At 70.0% G+C, this 17136-nt stretch carries 16 protein-coding genes; 8 read left to right on the plus strand and 8 right to left on the minus strand.

Features of this window, described 5'->3' with window-relative positions; genetic code table 11:
* Positions 1 to 816: an LLM class F420-dependent oxidoreductase gene (locus ACVDFE_RS07940; protein ID WP_360396835.1), complete on the minus strand. Its 816-nt coding sequence runs from the start codon at positions 814 to 816 to the stop codon at positions 1 to 3.
* A 96-nt stretch (positions 817 to 912) separates the two neighbouring features.
* On the opposite strand from ACVDFE_RS07940, the gene ACVDFE_RS07945 reads away from it, so the two are divergent.
* From ACVDFE_RS07945 to ACVDFE_RS07955, 3 genes are read left to right on the plus strand one after another with little or no spacing between them, the layout of a single operon-like run.
* Positions 913 to 1440, plus strand: coding sequence for a hypothetical protein (locus ACVDFE_RS07945; RefSeq protein WP_458430077.1), 528 nt, complete (start codon positions 913 to 915; stop codon positions 1438 to 1440).
* Position 1441: 1 nt separating this feature from the next.
* Entirely contained in the window at positions 1442 to 3367 is a 1926-nt protein-coding gene (locus ACVDFE_RS07950) for a flotillin family protein (protein ID WP_360396839.1), read from the plus strand.
* Positions 3364 to 7782, plus strand: a complete 4419-nt coding sequence (locus ACVDFE_RS07955) for a DNA repair ATPase (RefSeq protein ID WP_458430079.1) — start codon at positions 3364 to 3366, stop codon at positions 7780 to 7782. The genes ACVDFE_RS07950 and ACVDFE_RS07955 overlap by 4 nt, the downstream gene beginning before the upstream one ends.
* Here ACVDFE_RS07955 and ACVDFE_RS07960 read toward each other — a convergent pair.
* Both ACVDFE_RS07960 and ACVDFE_RS07965 read right to left on the minus strand, forming a co-directional pair.
* Complete coding sequence (locus tag ACVDFE_RS07960) at positions 7779 to 8288, minus strand: hypothetical protein (protein ID WP_458430080.1); 510 nt, start codon at positions 8286 to 8288, stop codon at positions 7779 to 7781. The genes ACVDFE_RS07955 and ACVDFE_RS07960 overlap by 4 nt on opposite strands.
* A 72-nt stretch (positions 8289 to 8360) precedes the next feature.
* On the minus strand, positions 8361 to 8771 hold the full coding sequence (locus tag ACVDFE_RS07965) for a PPOX class F420-dependent oxidoreductase (protein ID WP_360396842.1): 411 nt from the start codon (positions 8769 to 8771) through the stop codon (positions 8361 to 8363).
* A gap of 34 nt (positions 8772 to 8805) precedes the next feature.
* On the opposite strand from ACVDFE_RS07965, the gene ACVDFE_RS07970 reads away from it, so the two are divergent.
* Positions 8806 to 9621 carry an oxygenase MpaB family protein gene (locus tag ACVDFE_RS07970; protein ID WP_360396843.1) on the plus strand — a complete coding sequence of 272 codons (816 nt, stop codon included), beginning with the start codon at positions 8806 to 8808 and terminating at the stop codon, positions 9619 to 9621.
* Between the two features lie 82 nt (positions 9622 to 9703).
* Positions 9704 to 10519, plus strand: coding sequence for a glutamate ABC transporter substrate-binding protein (locus ACVDFE_RS07975; RefSeq protein WP_360396890.1), 816 nt, complete (start codon positions 9704 to 9706; stop codon positions 10517 to 10519).
* On the opposite strand, the gene ACVDFE_RS07980 is transcribed toward ACVDFE_RS07975, so the two are convergent.
* A complete protein-coding gene (locus ACVDFE_RS07980) occupies positions 10516 to 11664 on the minus strand; it encodes a L,D-transpeptidase (RefSeq protein ID WP_458430081.1) in 1149 nt (382 codons plus the stop codon). The genes ACVDFE_RS07975 and ACVDFE_RS07980 overlap by 4 nt on opposite strands.
* Before the next feature lie 325 nt (positions 11665 to 11989).
* Here ACVDFE_RS07980 and ACVDFE_RS07985 point away from each other — a divergent pair, with 325 nt between their 5' ends.
* Positions 11990 to 12193, plus strand: a complete 204-nt coding sequence (locus tag ACVDFE_RS07985; protein ID WP_030473173.1) for a cold-shock protein — start codon at positions 11990 to 11992, stop codon at positions 12191 to 12193.
* A 92-nt stretch (positions 12194 to 12285) separates the two neighbouring features.
* Here the strand turns inward: ACVDFE_RS07985 and ACVDFE_RS07990 are convergent, their stop codons facing one another.
* From ACVDFE_RS07990 to ACVDFE_RS08005, 4 genes are all read right to left on the minus strand, one after another.
* A complete protein-coding gene (locus ACVDFE_RS07990) occupies positions 12286 to 12585 on the minus strand; it encodes a hypothetical protein (RefSeq protein ID WP_360396845.1) in 300 nt (99 codons plus the stop codon).
* Between the two features lie 453 nt (positions 12586 to 13038).
* Positions 13039 to 15279 (minus strand): heavy metal translocating P-type ATPase, encoded by a 2241-nt coding sequence (locus ACVDFE_RS07995; RefSeq protein ID WP_458430082.1) that lies wholly within the window; start codon positions 15277 to 15279, stop codon positions 13039 to 13041.
* A complete protein-coding gene (locus ACVDFE_RS08000) occupies positions 15279 to 15485 on the minus strand; it encodes a heavy-metal-associated domain-containing protein (protein WP_360396847.1) in 207 nt (68 codons plus the stop codon). Before ACVDFE_RS08000 ends, ACVDFE_RS07995 begins: the two co-directional genes overlap by 1 nt.
* A gap of 56 nt (positions 15486 to 15541) precedes the next feature.
* Positions 15542 to 15838 carry a hypothetical protein gene (locus ACVDFE_RS08005; RefSeq protein ID WP_458430083.1) on the minus strand — a complete coding sequence of 99 codons (297 nt, stop codon included), beginning with the start codon at positions 15836 to 15838 and terminating at the stop codon, positions 15542 to 15544.
* A gap of 154 nt (positions 15839 to 15992) precedes the next feature.
* On the opposite strand from ACVDFE_RS08005, the gene ACVDFE_RS08010 reads away from it, so the two are divergent.
* Positions 15993 to 16238, plus strand: coding sequence for a hypothetical protein (locus ACVDFE_RS08010; protein ID WP_360396849.1), 246 nt, complete (start codon positions 15993 to 15995; stop codon positions 16236 to 16238).
* A gap of 123 nt (positions 16239 to 16361) precedes the next feature.
* Positions 16362 to 16979: a ScbR family autoregulator-binding transcription factor gene (locus ACVDFE_RS08015; RefSeq protein WP_360396850.1), complete on the plus strand. Its 618-nt coding sequence runs from the start codon at positions 16362 to 16364 to the stop codon at positions 16977 to 16979.
* Positions 16980 to 17136 lie beyond the last annotated feature (157 nt).

The following is a 17136-nucleotide window of genomic DNA, read 5'->3' on the forward strand; positions in this document are numbered from 1 at the left end:
CTACCGCAGGGCGATCAGGCTCGCCAGTGCCTCGTCCACCGGCAGGTCGACCGACGAGGGGACCACGATCAGCTGGTCGACGCCGAGGTCCTCGTACTGCCGCACCACCGACGCGTCCAGCGGGGCCGTCGCGAGGACGTCGATCTCCAGCGCGCCGAGCGAGTCGGGTCGTTCGGTCATCGCGGACAGCCTGCGGATCCGCTTGAGGTTGGCCGCCGTCTCCTCCGGCGTGCCGATGCCGATCCACGCGTTGCCGCGGGTCAGCGCCCGCCGCAGCGCACCGTCGCTGGCACCGCCGACCGCGATCCGGGCGTTGGCCGGGCGCGGGTGGGCGTCGATGCCGCTGAACGAGACGTGCCTGCCCGAGAACGACGGCGCCGGCGAGTGCCACAGCTCCCGCATCGCGTCGATGTACTCGTCCGTGCGCCGGCCACGGCCCGCGAACGGCACGCCGACCGCGGCGAACTCCTGGTGCAGGTAGCCGGCACCGACACCGAGCGTGAACCGGCCGCCGCTCAGCACGTCCAGTGACGCCACCTGCTTCGCGAGCACCACCGGGTTGCGCTGCGGAAGGATCACGATGCCGGTGCCCAGCTCCAGCCTGGTCGTGGCCGCGGCCACGAAGCTCAGGCTGACCAGCGGGTCGAGCAGCGGCGTGTCCGGTTCCGCCGGCGACGGGTCGGCCTTCGGCGAGGGCAGCACCACGTGCTCCGCCACCCACCACGACCGGTACCCCAGCGCCTCCACCAGCTCGGCCAGCCGACGAGTCTCGGCGGGGGCGATCGCGTCGCCCGTGTTCAGCCCCTGAACCCCCATGTCCATGTTCCCGGCAACGACCGGGTGACAACGATCATTCCCCGAAGTGCAACGAAAACGCCGTTTCGCGCATCAGAGTGGCGAGAGGGGGCGATGATGACCGAGTTCCTGTCCGCCGCGGTGGCCTTCCCGACAGTGCTGTTCAGCGTCCTGGTGCTCCTGGTGCTGGCGTACTGGTTGACGGTCGCGTTGGTGGGCGTGGACTTCGACGCCCCGGTGCTGCCGGTCTCCATCTCGCTGTTCGTCGTGATCACGTGGTTCGCCGCGCTGGTCGGCACGGTGCTGACGCCGGAGAACAAGCTCCGCTACGCCGTCCTGGCCGCAGCGCTGCTCGTCGGCGCGCTCGTCACGAAGGTCGTGCTGATCCCGGTGAAGCGGTGGACGCGACCGGAGAAACCCGCCTCCCGCAACGACTTCGTGGGCCGCACGGCGATCGTGCGGACCGCTCGGGTCACCGGGCACTACGGCCAGGCCGAGGTCACCGCCGACGACGGCGGCACCGCTGTCGTCCAGGTGCGGGCGGCCGAGAGCACGCAGCTGGTCTTCGGGCAGACCGCGCTGATCTTCGACTACGACGCCGAAGGCGAGTTCTTCTGGGTCGTCGACATCTCCACAGGGGGCTGACATGGGTGCAATTTCGACGGGGTTGCTGGTGCTGATCGGGGTGATCGCGGTCGTCCTGCTGATGGCGGTGGTCGTCATCAGCAGGTTGTTCAAGAAGTGCGAGCAGGGCAAGGCGCTCATCGTCTCCAAGATGCGCAAGGTCGACGTGACCTTCACCGGCACCGTGGTCCTCCCGGTGCTGCACAAGTGCGAGACGATGGACATCTCGGTGAAGACCATCGAGATCAAGCGGGCCGGCAACGAGGGCCTGATCTGCAAGGACAACATCCGCGCCGACATCCGCATCACGTTCTTCGTGCGCGTCAACAAGACCGTCGAGGACGTCATCAAGGTCGCGCAGGCGATCGGCACCGAGCGCGCGAGCCACGAGGCCACGCTGCAGGAGCTGTTCAACGCCAAGTTCTCCGAGGCGCTCAAGACCGTCGGCAAGCAGCTCGACTTCGTCGACCTCTACACCCACCGCGACGAGTTCCGCGACCGGATCATCCAGGTCATCGGCACCGACCTGAACGGCTACAGCCTCGAAGACGCCGCGATCGACTACCTGGAGCAGACGCCGCTCAAGCAGCTCGACCCGGCGAACATCCTGGACGCGCAGGGCATCCGCAAGATCACCGAGCTGACCGCGATCGAGCACGTCAAGACCAACGAGTTCACCCGCAACGAGGAGAAGGAGATCACGCGCCAGAACGTCAGCGCGCGTGAGGCGATCCTGGAGCTCGAACGCCGGCAGGCCGACGCGGAGATCAAGCAGAAGCGCGAGATCGAGACCGCCCGCGCCCAGCAGGAGGCGGAGACCCAGAAGGTGCAGGCAGAGGAACGCCTCAAGGCCAACACCGCGTTCATCCGCACCGAGGAGCAGCTCGGCATCCAGACCGAGAACAAGGCCCGCGAGATCGCCGTGGCGGAGAAGAACCGCGAGCGCGTGATCGCCGTCGAGACCGAGCGGATCGAGAAGGACCGCCTGCTGGAGGTCATCGCGCGCGAACGGGAGACCTCGCTGCGCATGATCGAGAAGGACAAGGAGCTCGAGCACGAGCGGCGCGCCATCGCCGACCTGGTGCGCGAGCGGGTCGCGGTCGAGAAGACCGTGGCCGAGCAGGAGGAGAACATCAAGCGGCTGCGCGCGGTCGAGGAGGCCGAGCGCGAGCGGCAGCAGATCATCATCCGGGCCGAGGCCGAGGCGCAGGAGTCGCTGGTCAAGGACATCAAGGCCGCGGAGGCCGCCGAGCAGGCCGCGCAGCACCAAGCCCGCCAGGAGGTGCTGCTCGCGGAGGCCCGCAAGCAGTCCGCCGAGCTCGACGCCACCGCCAAGATCCGGCTCGCCGAGGGCGTGCAGGCGGAGGCCGCCGCGAAGGGCCTGGCCGACGTGCAGGTCAAGGAACGCGACGCCGTCGCGGTGGAGGCGCTGGGCCGCGCGGAGGCCGTCGTCGACCGCGAGAAGGCGCTCGCCGACGCCGAGGGCATCAAGGAACGCCTCAAGGGCGAGGCCGAAGGCCTGTCGCACAAGGCGGAGGCCATGGCCGCCCTCGACACCGCGACCCGCGAGCACGAGGAGTACCGCCTGCGGCTGGAGGCCGAGAAGGAGATCCGGCTCAAGGGCATCGACGTGCAGCGCCAGATCGCCGAGGCGCAGGCCATGGTCCTCGCGGCCGGGCTGGAGAAGGCCGACATCGACATCATCGGCGGCGACACCGTGTTCTTCGACAAGATCGCGAACGCCATCACCGCGGGCAAGCAGGTCGACGGGTTCGTCGGCAACTCCGACGTGGTGCAGGCGCTGGGCGCCAAGTGGATGGACGGGACGAACAACTTCCCGGAGGACCTGACCAAGGTGCTCAGCTCGTTCACCACCGGTGACGCGCAGAACATCGCCGCCGCGATCGCGCTGACCCAGATGGCCAAGAACAACGGCCAGCCCGCATGACAGCTCTCGACGCGGGCACCTACGAGGTGCTCAGAGCCCGGCTGGCCGAACAGGCCGCCGGGCTCGCCCGGAGCACCGAGGCGCTGAACGACCGGCGCGTCGAGACGTTCGGCAGCCAGGCGCTGGAGCTCGTCGCCACCGAACGCATCCGCACCGAGAACAACTGCGTGCCCCGCGACATCGTGCCGCTGGGCGACCAGATGTTGTTCGGCTACAACGTGTTCCTCGGCCTCAAGCCGGAGACCGCGGTCGCGGACGTGTTCGCGGTGCACGGCAAGGACCTCGGCCCCGCCGACGCGGGGTTCCTCGACGACCCGAGGTTCCGCAACGACTTCGCCGAGCTCTACCGGTACTACCGCGAGACCAGGCTGCTGCAGCTGCGGATCGTCGAGTCGCGGTTGCTCGCGGTGTTCCAGACCGGCGCGCGGATCGAGGACATCCGCGTGCTGCGCTGGGACGTCGCGGTCGACGGCACGGTCACCTACCTCGACAACCGCGGTGAACGCGACCACGTCTTCCCGCCCGCGCACGACTTCACGTGGGTCGAGACGACCCGTGAGCAGCACGTGCTCGGCCGGCACCCGCACATCGCCATCGACGGCGAGGTGTTCGTCGAGACCGTCGGCGGCACGCTGACCATCAAGGTCGAGAACAACACCGAGACCGGCGAGGGCATCTACTCCGAACCGGTCGACGAGCCGCTGCAGAGCCTTGCCGACGCCGACGTGCACTACGCGCGCGTCGGGCCGTTGCTGCTGCTCAGGGTCCTCCCATACAAGGAGACCGAGTGGCGGCACCTGGTGTTCAACACGCGCACCAAGGCCGTGGCCCGGCTCGACGGCATCGGCCAGGCCTGCCAGCGGCTGCCCGAGGACCAGGGGATCATCTTCCCCGGCGGCTACTACCTGGTCACCGGTGACGACAAGACGTTCGACGTCGACACCGAGGACCTGGAGTTCGAACGGGTCATCCGCTCCGCCAACGGCGAGGACGTGCTGTACGTCTACCACGCCCGCCGCGAGGGTCGCAGCCTCCTGCTGCCCTACAACGTGATCCGCAAGGAGGTCGCCACCCCGCTGGTGTGCCACGGCTACTCGCTCTTCGCCGACGGCACGCTCGTGGTGTTCCGCGAGACGAGCACCGAACCCGTGCGCGTGCACCCGATGCAGGTGTGGCGCACGCCGTTCGTGGCCGACGAGGTGCTGCCGGAGGAGTCCGGCCCGCTCGCCCGCATCGGCAACGCCGAGCTGGTCCGCGGCATCTCCGACTGCCTGAGCGTGACCCGCATGGCCGCCGGGATGACCCCGACCGCACCGGTGTTCGAGGGCCTGATCGCCCTGTGCACCAGGGTGGTCGACAACGTCCACTGGCTCGCCGAGCTGGGGCTGCGCGACGACGTCGTGGCCGTGCGCGCGACCGCGGAGCAGGTGCTCGACGAGTTCGAGTCGGTCCGCGTGCTCACCGAGAACGCCGCCCAGCAGCTGCACGAGGCCGGTGAGCAGCTCGCGTCGCTGGTCCGGCTGTCCCGCTCGGCCGCGCCGCGGTCGGCCGACGAGTGGGTGCGCTTGCTGGCCGACCTGCGGTCCGCGCAGGGCCGCCTGATCACGTTGCGGGACGTCCGGTACGTCGACCTCGACGACCTGGGCCGCAGGGAGGCCGCGCTCGTCGAGGCGCTGGCCGACTCGGCCCGCCGCGCCGTCGCGTTCCTCAGCGGTGAGAACGCGTTCGCCCAGTACCACGAGGAGATCGACCGGATCGCGGCCACCGGGCTCACGACCGCGGCCGAGGCGGGACCGCTGCACGACCGGCTCGCACAGCAGCAGGCCGGTCTGGAGGTGCTGACCGAGGTCGTCAGCACGCTCGACGCCGCCGACACCACGACCCGCACGCAGATCCTGGCCGGCATCGGCGAGGTCCTGGCCGCCGTGAACCGCGCGCGGGCCACTGTGGACGGTCGCAGGCGCGCGCTCGCCGAGGCGGAGGGCCGCGCCGAGTTCGCCGCGGAGTTCGCGCTGCTCGGCCAGGCCGTCACCGGTGCGCTCGCCGTCGCCGCCACGCCGCAGAGCTGCGACGACCACCTCGGCCGGCTGCTGCTGCAGCTGGAGAACCTGGAGTCGCGGTTCGCCGAGTTCGACGACTTCCTCGCCCAGGTCGGTGCCAAGCGCACGGACGTCTACGAGGCGTTCTCCGCGCGCAAGCAGACCCTGCTCGACGAACGGGCGCGCAAGGCCGACCGGCTCGTCCAGTCGGCGCAGCGCGTGCTCGGCACCATCCGGCGCCGCGTCGAGAAGCTGACGTCGGTCGACGAGATCAACACCTACTTCGCGGGCGACCCCATGGTCGCCAAGGTCCGCACCGTCGCCACCCAGCTGCGCGAGCTCGGTGACGTGCGGGCCGACGAGCTCGAAGCGGAGCTGCGCGACGCCCGGCAAGAGGGAGGCCGGGCGCTGCGGGACCGCGCCGACCTGTACGACGGCGCGTCGATCGTGCTCGGCAGGCACCGCTTCCCGGTGACGACCGAGCCGATGAACCTGACCCTCGTGCCGCGCGACGGCCGGATGTACTTCGCCGTCACCGGGACCGACTACCGCGGCGAGGTCACCGACCCCGCGTTCGCGGCCACCCGGCCGTTCTGGGACCAGCTGCTGGTCTCCGAGACGCCGGAGGTCTACCGCTCAGAGCACCTGGCCGCGTGCCTGCTCGCCGAGGGCCGCACGGACGTGTCGGTGGCCGCCGCGGAACGCTACGACGAGGGCTACGAGAAGGGCGTCCACGACCACGACGCCGAACGCATCCTCGCTGTCCTGCACCGGTTGCACGCCGGCGCCGGGCTGCTGCGGTACCCGCCGGACGCACGCGCGGAGGCCCAGCTCTTCTGGGCCGCGCAACCGGAGGAGGACCGTGCCGTGTGGACGCGCAAGGCCGAGTCGCTGGCCCGCGCGCGCACGGTGTTCGGTGGCACGCACGGCATCCCGGAGCTGACGGCCCAGTTCGGCATCAGCCCGCTCGCCGCCGAGTACCTGTTCGAAGAACTCGCCTGCGCACCAACGGGTTTCGTCACCAGCAAGGCCGCCCGCACGGTGATCGACCGGTTCCGCGCGGTCGTGGACGAGGACCTGCACGACCGCGACCTGATCGAGGCGTGGCTGCGCGGGTTCCTCGGCGACGAGGACTGCCCCGAGTTCCCCGAGGTGGTCGCGGTGCTGCTCACCGACCTGCCCCGGTACGACTCCAGCGCCGCGCTGAGCGAGACCGTCACCGGCCTGCTCGGCTCCCACCCGCGGGTGCGGGACCAGTCGCTGGACCTGCGCTTGGACGAGGCGCTGACCAGGCTGCGGCGGTTCGGCGGCGAGCACGTGCCGGCGTTCCGGGCCTACCAGCGGCAGCGCGACGAGCTGCTCGCAGGGGAACGCCGGCGGCTGCGGCTCGACGAGTACCGGCCCGCGGTGCTGAACACGTTCGTGCGCAACAGGTTGCTGAACGAGGTGTACCTGCCGCTGATCGGCGACAACCTCGCCAAGCAGCTGAACGACGGCACCGGCCTGCTGATGCTGATCTCCCCGCCGGGCTACGGCAAGACGACGCTGGTCGAGTACGTCGCGAACCGCCTCGGCATGGTGTTCGTCAAGGTCAACGGCCCGGCACTGGGCAGCGGCGTCACGTCCCTCGACCCGAGCGAGGCACCGAACGCCACGGCCCGCCAGGAGGTCGAGCGGATCAACTTCGCGTTCGCGCTGGGCTCCAACGTCCTCCTGCACCTCGACGACATCCAGCACACCTCACCGGAGCTGCTGCAGAAGTTCATCTCGCTGTGCGACGCCCAGCGCAGGGTTGACGGCGTGCAGGACGGCGAGGCACGCACGTTCGACCTGCGCGGCAAGCGGTTCGCCGTCTCGATGGCCGGCAACCCGTACACCGAGACGGGCCGCGCGTTCCGGGTCCCGGACATGCTCGCCAACCGGGCGGACGTGTGGAACCTCGGCGACGTGCTGCACGGCCGCGAGTCCCTCTTCGCGTTGAGCTACCTGGAGAACGCGTCCTCGGCCAACCCGACGCTCGCGGGCGTGGACGTGGAACCGCTGGTGCGCCTCGCCTCCGGCCAGGACGTCAAGACCGGCCACGACACCGTGCAGCTCGACCGGATGCTGTCCGTGCTGCGGAAGCTGCAACGCGTCCAGGAGGTCGTGCTCAGGGTGAACCAGGCGTACATCGCCTCGGCGGCCGGCGCGGACGGCGAACCGTTCCTGCTGCAGGGCAGCTACCGCAACATGAACCGGATGGCCGCGCGGGTCGTGCCGGCGATGAACGACGCCGAGGTGGAGGCGTTGATCGACGACCACTACCTGGGCGAGGCGCAGCTGCTCGGCTCACGCGCCGAGTCGAACCTGCGCAGGTTGCGGGAGCTGAAGGGCTAGCACTTCGGCGCGTTGAGCCTGCGCCCGTCGGGGCCGCGGACCTCGACCGGGCGCAGGCGGTGGTCGTCGAGGAACTTGCACAGCTCCTTGGGCGACATCGGCCACGGCAGGCAGCGCTCGAAGTCCTTCTCGACCAGCTTGTCGAAGTACTCGGCGTCGCAGCGCAGCAGGTCCAGCAGCGGCGGACCCGGCTGCGGTGGCGGTGGCGGGGGCCGGTGACCGCGGTCGGGCGGTCCAGGGCGGTGCGGTGCGTCCCCCGTCGGCGGGGGCGGCGGCGGCGGAGGTGGTGGCGGAGGCGGCACGTGGGTGTCGAGCACCACGGGGCCGATGGCGACCAGGGTCGTGGTGGCCGACGCGATCACGGTCGCGGGCGGCGGAGGTGGCGGTGCGACGAGGCGGATGTCCACGGGACGGTCCGGCGGCGCGGTGATCAGTGCCGTGACCAGGGCGGCACCGAGCATCGCCACCGCGGCTGTGAAGTAGCCGCGGCGTCTGGCACCACTCATCGCGCTCCCCAGGTCCGGATGACGTGTCCGCTGCCGTCCCCGTGGAATCGTTGTGCCCGCTAACGGTGTTACTCAGCCCGTCCGGTCCGGTCCGGCGGTGGTCAGCGCGATGCGCAGCACGACCCGCTGTTCGCGTTCCATCGAAGCGCGGTACTCGTCCCAGTCGGGGTGCTCGCCGGAGATCGTGCGGTAGTACTCGACCAGCAGGTCCATCGCCTCGGGCAGCGGCACGACCGTCGCCGTTCCCGCGATCTGGATCCACCGCCCGAAGAAGCTGTCCGGCAGCACGCACAGCCACACGCGCGGATCCCGTTGCACCTGCTTGGTCTTGTACGCGGTCGCGCGCGTCGAGACGAGCACGTCGCCGTTGTCGTCCAGTGCCACGAGCACCGGTGACATCGACGGCGTCCCGTCGGACTTCATCGCGCTGAACACCGCGCGGTGCTGGCTGCGGAGCACGTCCCGTGCCTGGTCGAGGTCCATGGCTTTCATCTTGGCCAGGCGCGACGATGCTCGCATGCTCGATGCGAACACGGTCAGCTGGCAGCTGCACGCGGACCCGACGATGTGGATCGCCGGGATCGCGAGCCTCTACCTCCAGGCGCTGCACCCGAAGGCGGTCGCGGGTGTCGTCCAGAACTCGAACTTCCAGGCCGACCCGCTCGGCCGGCTCAAGCGCACGGCGGACTTCGTCGGGCTCGGCGTCTACGGCACCGGCGAGGAGATCGCCGCCGCCGCGGCACGGGTCCGCGCCACGCACCGCAGCCTGCGCGCGACCGACCACGAGGGCAGGACGTTCCGGGTGGACGAACCGGAACTGCTGCTGTGGGTGCACTGTTCGGAAGTGCACTGCTTCGAGACGGTGCTCGACCGCGCGGGCTACGGCCTCACGGACCGGCAGAAGGACCGGTACTACGCCGAACAGCGGTTCGCGGCCACGCTGGTGGGCCTGCACGAGGAGGACGTGCCCGGCTCACGCGGGGAGATGGCCGAGTACCTCGACTCGATGCGGTCGTCGTTGCGCCGCACCGCGGACTCCGAGGTGATCTACGAGTTCCTCCACGGCCCGCCCGTCAAGGGGTGGCTTCGTCACGGCCTGCCCCTCTACCGCGTGCTGGTCGGTCATCTGGCGTACTCCGTGCTCCCCGAATGGGCGGTGGAGCTGCACGGGCACGAGCCGTACGCCAACCCGGACCGGTGGTTGCGGGTGTTGCGCCGAACAGCACTCCTGGTGCCGGGCAAGATCCGCAGGATGGCACCGCCCGGACACCTGCGCCGTGCCGTGGAACGTGAGGGGCGTCATGTGACACCCAGCAGGGCGCGACTGCCGTAGTTGTCACACATCACAGTTGATAATCGCCGCTGGTACGTAGCATTGCGCACGACTCCACACCACCCCGGAAGGTCCTGTCGTGATCCGTCGTGCTGCGCTTCTCGCTGCTGTCGCGGTGTTCGCCACTGCTTGTGGGAGCGGTGACACGGCCACCGTCGTCGGTCGTGCCGGTTCCGGGAAGCTGACCATCGGCATCCGGTACGACCAGCCGGGACTGAGCGAGCGGCGGCTCGACGGCCGCTACGTCGGGTTCGACGTCGACGTGGCCAAGTACGTGGCGAACGAGCTGGGCGTGAAGGAAACAGGCATCACCTTCAAGGAGGCCCGCGGCGCCGTCCGGGAGTCGATGCTGGAGAGCGGCGAGGTCGACCTGGTCGTCGCGACCTACTCGATCACCGACGCCCGCAAGGAGAAGGTCGCGTTCGCCGGCCCGTACTTCGAGACCGGCCAGGGCATGCTCGTCCGCTTCACCGAGACCTCGATCACCGGTCCGGAGACCCTCGACGGCCGCAAGCTGTGCTCGGTCAAGGGGTCCACGTCCGCGCAGAAGGTGAAGAACGACTACGCCAAGGGCGTCACGCTGATCGAGTACGGCCAGTACTCGGACTGCGTGATCGCTCTCATGGCGGGCAACGTCGACGCCGTCTCCACCGACGAGGTCATCCTCGCGGGCTTCGCGGCGGAGAACCCGGAGCTGCTCAAGCTGGTCGGCAAGCCGTTCTCCGAGGAGCGCTACGGGATCGGCCTGCCGAAGGGCGACGACGAGAGCCGCGCCGAGGTCAACGAGGCCATCGAGAAGATGATCTCGACCGGTGAGTGGAAGCGGGCGCTGGAACGCAACGTAGGCCCGTCGGGTTACTCGATCCCGGCGCCGCCCCAGATCACCGAGAAGTCCTAGCCGGTCACGGCGGACTTCGACCGCCAGGTCTCCCAGTCGAGCGCCCAGTCGTAGTAGTCGCGGTCGGCGGGCCCGAGCTTGACCGACGAGTTCAGCACCTCGACCGGGTCACCGATCATCGTGAGGTCGAAGAACGTCTTCGCGTCGGCCGGTGAGAGGTTCGCGCAGCCGTGCGACACGTTCTCCTTGCCCTGCGCGTACATCGAGCCGGCGTACTCGTGGACGAACTCGCCGTTGTTCGACAGCAGCACGGCCCAGGTGACCGGGACGTCCTTGTAGTTGAACACCGTGCTGGACATGGTGCGGCTGGCTTCCTTCTGCATCACCACGTGCGTGCCGGAGCGGGTGACCCGGCGCGGGTCGGTGTCGAGCCCGTACGAGGCCGGGAAGTCGTGCAGCTGCACGCCGTCGCGGTAGACGACGAACCGGTGCGACTGCGTGTCCGCCTTGACCACCAGCGCGCGGTCCGCGACAGCGAACTGCACGTGCAGGTCCTCCGCGCCGTACGCGCCGCCGCCGAACGGGACGCCGTGGACGTTGACGTCCACGGACACCTGCGTGCCCGGCTTGTAGTACTCCTTCGGCCGCCAATGCGCTTCGCGGTCCGACAGCCACGCCCACGCGCCCTCGGTCGGCACCGACGTCGTGACCGTCATGGCCTTCTGCACGGACGCCTTGTCCTGCACCGGCGCGCTGAACGTGATCTTGATCGGCATCGCGACGCCGTAGGTCTGGTGGTCGCCCACGTTCGCCGACGCGCTCGTGAGGCGGCCCGGCTTCACCGTGCGGAACGAACCGGAGACCGGCACCTCCGCGCCGTCCTCGCCCTTCGCCGACCCGGACCACGTGTAAGCCTTGTCGTAGCCCAGGTCCTCGGTGGCCACCCACCGGTCGCCGGTCAGCTCACCCTTGACCACGCGGTTGCCGGGGCCGGTGAGCGCGACCGAGGTCAACTTGCCCCCGGTGACACCGACCTGGAACGGACCCGCCGGGCTGATCCCCTCACCCGACGCCGGCGTGACGGTCACCGCCGCCTTCGCCTTCTCCTGCACGACCGGTGCCGCATCGGGCGCCGACGGTGCGTCGGGCGCGCCGCCGCACGCGGTCAAACCCAGCAGTACAGCCAACATGAACGGCCGGAACACGCGTTCTCCCCGAGATCCCCCTGGAACTGATGCTCAGAGGACGCGCGAGCCACCAACGAGTTGCTCAAGGGTTCGTTATCACCCTCATGGACCAGCGCCTTTGGTCCTGTTGAGGCACTCGGCTGGCTGGATTTCACCTGTAGTGCTATGACGCGGCACACGTTAGGCTTCTCCGCGCAGGCCGTGGTTTCTGTGTTCGTGCTTCACACGCTCGCGGAACGACACGCGGGCGTGCTGTGCGCTCGATTCGAGCGGGCCGAACGCCCCCGGGACGGCCGGGGTTGCACGGTGCAGCCCCAAGCTTTCCTGCGATGGAGGCAGGTACATGGCACAGGGCACTGTCAAGTGGTTCAACTCCGAGAAGGGCTTCGGCTTCATCGCCCAGGACAACGGCGGCGCTGACGTCTTCGTCCACTACTCGGAGATCCAGGGTCAGGGCTTCCGCACCCTGGAGGAGAACCAGCGCGTGGAGTTCGAGGTCGGTCAGGGCACGAAGGGCCCGCAGGCCCAGAACGTCCGCGCGATCTGATGTGATTCGCCGCAGCAAGACGTAACTGAGAAGGACCCTCGGCCGGGCTCGGCCGAGGGTCCTTCTTCGTGCTGGGGGTGACTGCGCAGGGGTCAGTTGCCGCGCTGGCGGGCTTCCCACTCCAGTCGCTGCATGACCCACTCCGTGGCGAGCGCGCCGGGGGAGGTCTGGCGTTCGGCGGCGAGCTCCTTGAGCTGCTCGTTGGCCATCAGCTGGAGGCGCAGCTGGTACACCTGCGCGTTGCCGAAGCCCGAGGCGGTGGTCTCGTTGTCCGAGTCCGGGGCCAGTGCGGCCAGGTAAGAGGTCAGCTCCTCGTCGGGCGTCGTCTCCTGCGGTTCGTCCGCGGGGCGGTGACGGCCGGACTTGGAGCGTCCGAGGGATCCGATAGGCACCGGAACACGATAACGGCTCGGTCACGGAACCCAAACCCCTGTGACCTGAGTCACCCACCCATGTGCCTCCCCCGCTGCTTCCGAAGTGCACGCGGGGAGCTTTCGTACTCCAGGAGGGCACGCGGGGCCCCCGCGTGCCCTCTTGGAAGTGGCGGCGGGGGCAGCGGTGGCGGAGGGAGCAGCGGTGGCCGGGGGAGCAACGGTGGCGGAGGGAGCAGCGGGAGGTGGGCGGCGGGAGCAGCGGTGGCGAGCCGGCTCGGCGTCGAGCCGGCTGGGGGTCCGGGGGCTGCCCCCGGCTGGGGTCTGGGGGCTCGGCCCCCAGAAGGCACCTCCGACCGACCGCGGCGAGGCGTCAGCCGAGCAAGGTCGGCCGGAGAAGAGGAGAGGCCCCCGCGCCAGGGGGAGGAACGCGGGGGCCGGAGGGGATCTCCACAGGCGCTGACCGGGGGTATGTCAGCAATCGGATTGTTGCACGCGCACGCGGCGCTGCGGGAGAGGTTGCGCGGAAGATTCTTGAGTTGCCGATGGGCGGAATTGCCGCAGTCGCAAGCTGTTGGTAACAACGAACACGCTGCTGAAGGCCATCGCGGCCCCCGCGAGCATGGGGTTGAGCAGCCCGAGCGCCGCGAGTGGAAGTCCAGCGACGTTGTAGGCGAACGCCCAGAACAGATTCCCCTTGATCGTGCCCAACGTCTTGCGTGACAACCGAATTGCGTCCGCAGCCACGCGCAGGTCGCCGCGCACCAGGGTCAGGTCGCTCGCCTCGATGGCGGCGTCGGTGCCGGTTCCCACGGCCAGCCCCAGGTCAGCGGCCGCGAGCGCGGGCGCGTCGTTCACGCCGTCGCCCACCATGGCCACGACTCGGCCCTGTGCCTGCAGATTCCGGATGGCCTCGACTTTTCCGGCCGGCAGCACGTCGGCGATCACCTCGTCGATGCCGACTTCCCGTGCCACCGCCGCAGCGACGACAGCGTTGTCCCCCGTCAGCAGGACAGGTCGCAGGCCGAGTTCCCGCAGATCGCGAATTGCTTGTGCGGACGTGGGTTTCACGGTGTCCGCCACCGCGATCAACCCGACGACCGCGCCGTCAAAAGAAACCGCGACCACCGTGCGATCGGCGTGCACGACTGCCGCCGCGGACAGCGATTCGGGGACTTCGGCATTCCGCAGCCGGCCGACGGCAACGCGGCGGCCGTCCACCACGCCGCTGACGCCGACGCCGTCCGTGGACGCGAAGTCGGAAACGGGCCTCGGTTCCGGTGCGGCGCGGACGATGGCCGCGGCGATGGGGTGCTCGGAGGCGTTCTCGACCGCCGCCGCGCACGACAGCACCTCGGCGCGGGACACGCCGTCGGCCGGGACCACGTCGACGAGCGCCAACCGGCCCGTGGTGACGGTGCCGGTCTTGTCGAGCACCACCGTGTCCACGCGCCGGGTCGACTCCAGCACCTCCGGGCCCTTCACCAGGATGCCGAGCTGGGCGCCGCGGCCGGTGCCCACGAGCAACGCCGTCGGCGTCGCGAGCCCCAGTGCGCACGGGCAGGCGATGACGAGCACCGCCACGGCCGTCGTCACCGCGAACTCCAGCGGCCGCCCGGCGAGCAGCCAGGCCCCGAACGCCACGGCGGCGATGGCGACGACGACCGGCACGAACACCGCCGACACCCGGTCGGCGAGCCGCTGCACGTCCGCCTTGCCCGCCTGCGCCTGCTCGACGAGCCGGGCCATCCGCGCGAGCTGCGTGTCCGCGCCGACCGAGCGAGCCTCGACGACCAGCCGGCCGCCCGCGTTGACCGTCCCGCCGACGACCGGTGCGCCCTCGCGCACCTCGACCGGCACCGACTCGCCGGTGACCATCGAGGCGTCCACGGCCGAGCTGCCCTCGACGACTACCCCGTCCGTGGCGATGCGCTCACCCGGACGGACCACGAAGCGTTCGCCGACCCGGAGCTGCTCGACCGGCACGCGGGTCTCCACGCCGTCGCGCAGCACCGCCACGTCCTTGGCGCCGAGCGTCAGCAACGCCCGCAGCGCGGCACCCGCACTGCGCTTGGACCGGGCCTCCAGCCACCGCCCGAGCAGCAGGAACACGGTCACGCCGACCGCGACCTCGAGGTAGATGTCGCCGGAGGACGCCGGCCGCGGCAGCAGGCTGAACTCGTGCCGCATGCCGATGGTCCCGGCGGCGCCGAACACCAACGCGTAGAGCGACCACAGGTACGAGACCGTGACGCCCATCGACACGAGGGTGTCCATCGTGCTGGCGCCGTGCCTCAGGTTGACCGCGGCCGCACGGTGGAACGGCCAGCCGCACACCCACACGACCACGCTCGCGAGCGCCAGCGACACCCACTGCCAGGTGGGGAACTGCCAGGCCGGAACCATCGAGAACGCGATCACCGGCACGCCCAGCGACGCGGCGAGGACGAACCTCAGCCGCAGGTCACCGGCGTCGCCCTCCTCGGGCTCGGCGACCGGCTCCCGCGCGTCGTACCCCGCCGCCCGCACGGTCGACACCAGGTCGTCCACGCGCATGCCGACCGGGAACTGGACGCTGGCCTTCTCGGTCGCGTAGTTCACGGTGGCGGAGACGCCGTCGAGCCGGTTCAGCTTGCGTTCCACGCGCCGCGCGCAGGAGGCGCAGGTCATGCCGCTGATGCTGAGCTCGACGTGGCGGGGTTCGGTCGTGGTCATCAGGCGACCTGGTACCCGGCCTCGGTCACGGCGGCCTCGACCTCGGACCGGTCCAGCTCGCGGTCGCTCGTGACGGTCACCGCTCCGGTCTCGAGCACCACGTCGACACCGGTCACGCCGGCGACCTCGGACAGCTCCTCGGTGACCGAGCTGACGCAGTGGCCGCAGGTCATGCCGGTGACGGTGTAGGTGGCAGTGACGGACATGGAGTCCCTTCCTCTCGATCGGGACTCCGATGATACCCACCCAGGGTATGGCGACTCTACTGAGGACCGTCGGGTTTCGGCTGGTCCAGGTTCTGGATGTCCTTCTCGATCTTGTCCACCAGCGAGTCGAGGCCCGCGAGCATCTCGTCCAGCTGGGCCATCCGCGAACCGAACGCGGACTCGATGTCGGCGTCGATCGTGGCGAGGTCGATCCCGCTGATCGCCTTCAGGACCTCCTGCGGATCGGGTGCCGGCGGGATGGTGCCCGGCTGGGGGTCACCCCCGGGCTCCGGCGCAGGTCGGGGGTTTTGGCCTGCGGCTTCGGGGGAAGGCTCCGGCGTGGGGTCGGTCATCGGTCCATCTTCCACTGGCCACCTCCCCATCGGACAGACGGCACACCTGTACGGAAAGTAACGCTGGGTGTTGGTGGAATCACTCTGCGGGGGGCTGCGGCCGTTGTCCCAGGTCGCTTAGCCTCGCGCCAACCTCAAGTCGGGGAGGGCACTCATGAGCGGCTCACTGGAAGTGCGCAAGTTCCTGTGGACGCAGGACGACGGCATGCAGAGGCAGGGCGGCCCCAACGTGCCGGCCCAGCGCAGCGGAGAGCCCTCGCGGATCTCCGACGAACAGGTCCACCGGGCCAGGCTCGCGGTCGCGCGGAGCGCACTGGGCACCGAGGACTGCAGGACGCTGCTGGACATGCTGGGGCTGTCACCCGGCGAGGACGGCGGGACACCGCCGGTCCAGCGGTGAGGCGGTAGCGAAGCAGAGGCGGCCCTGGCCGAGGCGCGCACCCCCCGGAGCGCGTCTCGAAACAGGGCCGCACCTGGAAACATACCCACGGGTCTCTTTAGCGGCAACGACTAACCTGGAGCCATGCCCCAGCAAGACCGGGCGTATGCGACACGGGAGGCGATTCTCCGCGCCGCGGCGCAGGAGTTCGACCGGCTCGGCTACGACCGCACGTCGCTGACCGCCGTGCTCGCGCGCGCCGGTCTCACCAAGGGCGCGTTCTACTTCCACTTCGCGTCCAAGGACGCCGTCGCCGGTGCTCTCACCGAGTACCAGCACGACTTCTGGGTGGAGATGCGGCAGCGGTGGCACGCGCGCGGCCTCGACCCGTTGCACACCCTCGTCGGCATGGTCGTCGAGTCCGCCGACCGGATGGCGGCCGACGTCGTGCTGCGGGCGGGCGTGCGGCTGACCGCCGACCGCGAGGTCGGCTATCCGGGCGTCCCGAACTCCCACCTCATGTGGGAGAAGATGATCGCCGCCTACGTGGCGGAGGCGGGCGAGTGCGGTCACCTGCGCGAGGGCGTCGACCCGGCGGCGGTGGCGCGGACGATCTGCGGCGCGACCCTCGGCGCCCGGTTGATCTCCTCGGCGACCACGATGTGCGCCGACTTCCCCGACCGGCTGCGCGAGGTGCTCCGGCTGGTGCTGCCCTCCGTCGCGAACGACGCGTGGCTGAGCGCCTGGGACGGGCTCTCCTGACCGCTCCTGCGGAGTTACCCAGGTCACACAAGATCGTCGAAAAACCTCCGTTCGACCCGTGTTCACCACCGATTGGGCCCTTGAGCTGGCATTTGCCGTTTCCGGACGCTTCCGCGAGATCGTCCCGCGCGCTTCGTCCGGCCTGCTTTTTCGACGG

The sequence above is a fragment of the Lentzea chajnantorensis genome, from assembly GCF_054300775.1.

Coding starts and splice junctions, on each gene's coding strand:
- ACVDFE_RS07940 (WP_360396835.1), bottom strand. CDS start 816: ATGGGGGTTCAGGGGCTGAACACGGGCGACGCGATCGCCCCCGCCGAG.
- ACVDFE_RS07945 (WP_458430077.1), top strand. CDS start 913: ATGACCGAGTTCCTGTCCGCCGCGGTGGCCTTCCCGACAGTGCTGTTC.
- ACVDFE_RS07950 (WP_360396839.1), top strand. CDS start 1,442: ATGGGTGCAATTTCGACGGGGTTGCTGGTGCTGATCGGGGTGATCGCG.
- ACVDFE_RS07955 (WP_458430079.1), top strand. CDS start 3,364: ATGACAGCTCTCGACGCGGGCACCTACGAGGTGCTCAGAGCCCGGCTG.
- ACVDFE_RS07960 (WP_458430080.1), bottom strand. CDS start 8,288: ATGAGTGGTGCCAGACGCCGCGGCTACTTCACAGCCGCGGTGGCGATG.
- ACVDFE_RS07965 (WP_360396842.1), bottom strand. CDS start 8,771: ATGGACCTCGACCAGGCACGGGACGTGCTCCGCAGCCAGCACCGCGCG.
- ACVDFE_RS07970 (WP_360396843.1), top strand. CDS start 8,806: ATGCTCGATGCGAACACGGTCAGCTGGCAGCTGCACGCGGACCCGACG.
- ACVDFE_RS07985 (WP_030473173.1), top strand. CDS start 11,990: ATGGCACAGGGCACTGTCAAGTGGTTCAACTCCGAGAAGGGCTTCGGC.
- ACVDFE_RS07995 (WP_458430082.1), bottom strand. CDS start 15,279: ATGACCACGACCGAACCCCGCCACGTCGAGCTCAGCATCAGCGGCATG.
- ACVDFE_RS08000 (WP_360396847.1), bottom strand. CDS start 15,485: ATGTCCGTCACTGCCACCTACACCGTCACCGGCATGACCTGCGGCCAC.
- ACVDFE_RS08005 (WP_458430083.1), bottom strand. CDS start 15,838: ATGACCGACCCCACGCCGGAGCCTTCCCCCGAAGCCGCAGGCCAAAAC.
- ACVDFE_RS08010 (WP_360396849.1), top strand. CDS start 15,993: ATGAGCGGCTCACTGGAAGTGCGCAAGTTCCTGTGGACGCAGGACGAC.
- ACVDFE_RS08015 (WP_360396850.1), top strand. CDS start 16,362: ATGCCCCAGCAAGACCGGGCGTATGCGACACGGGAGGCGATTCTCCGC.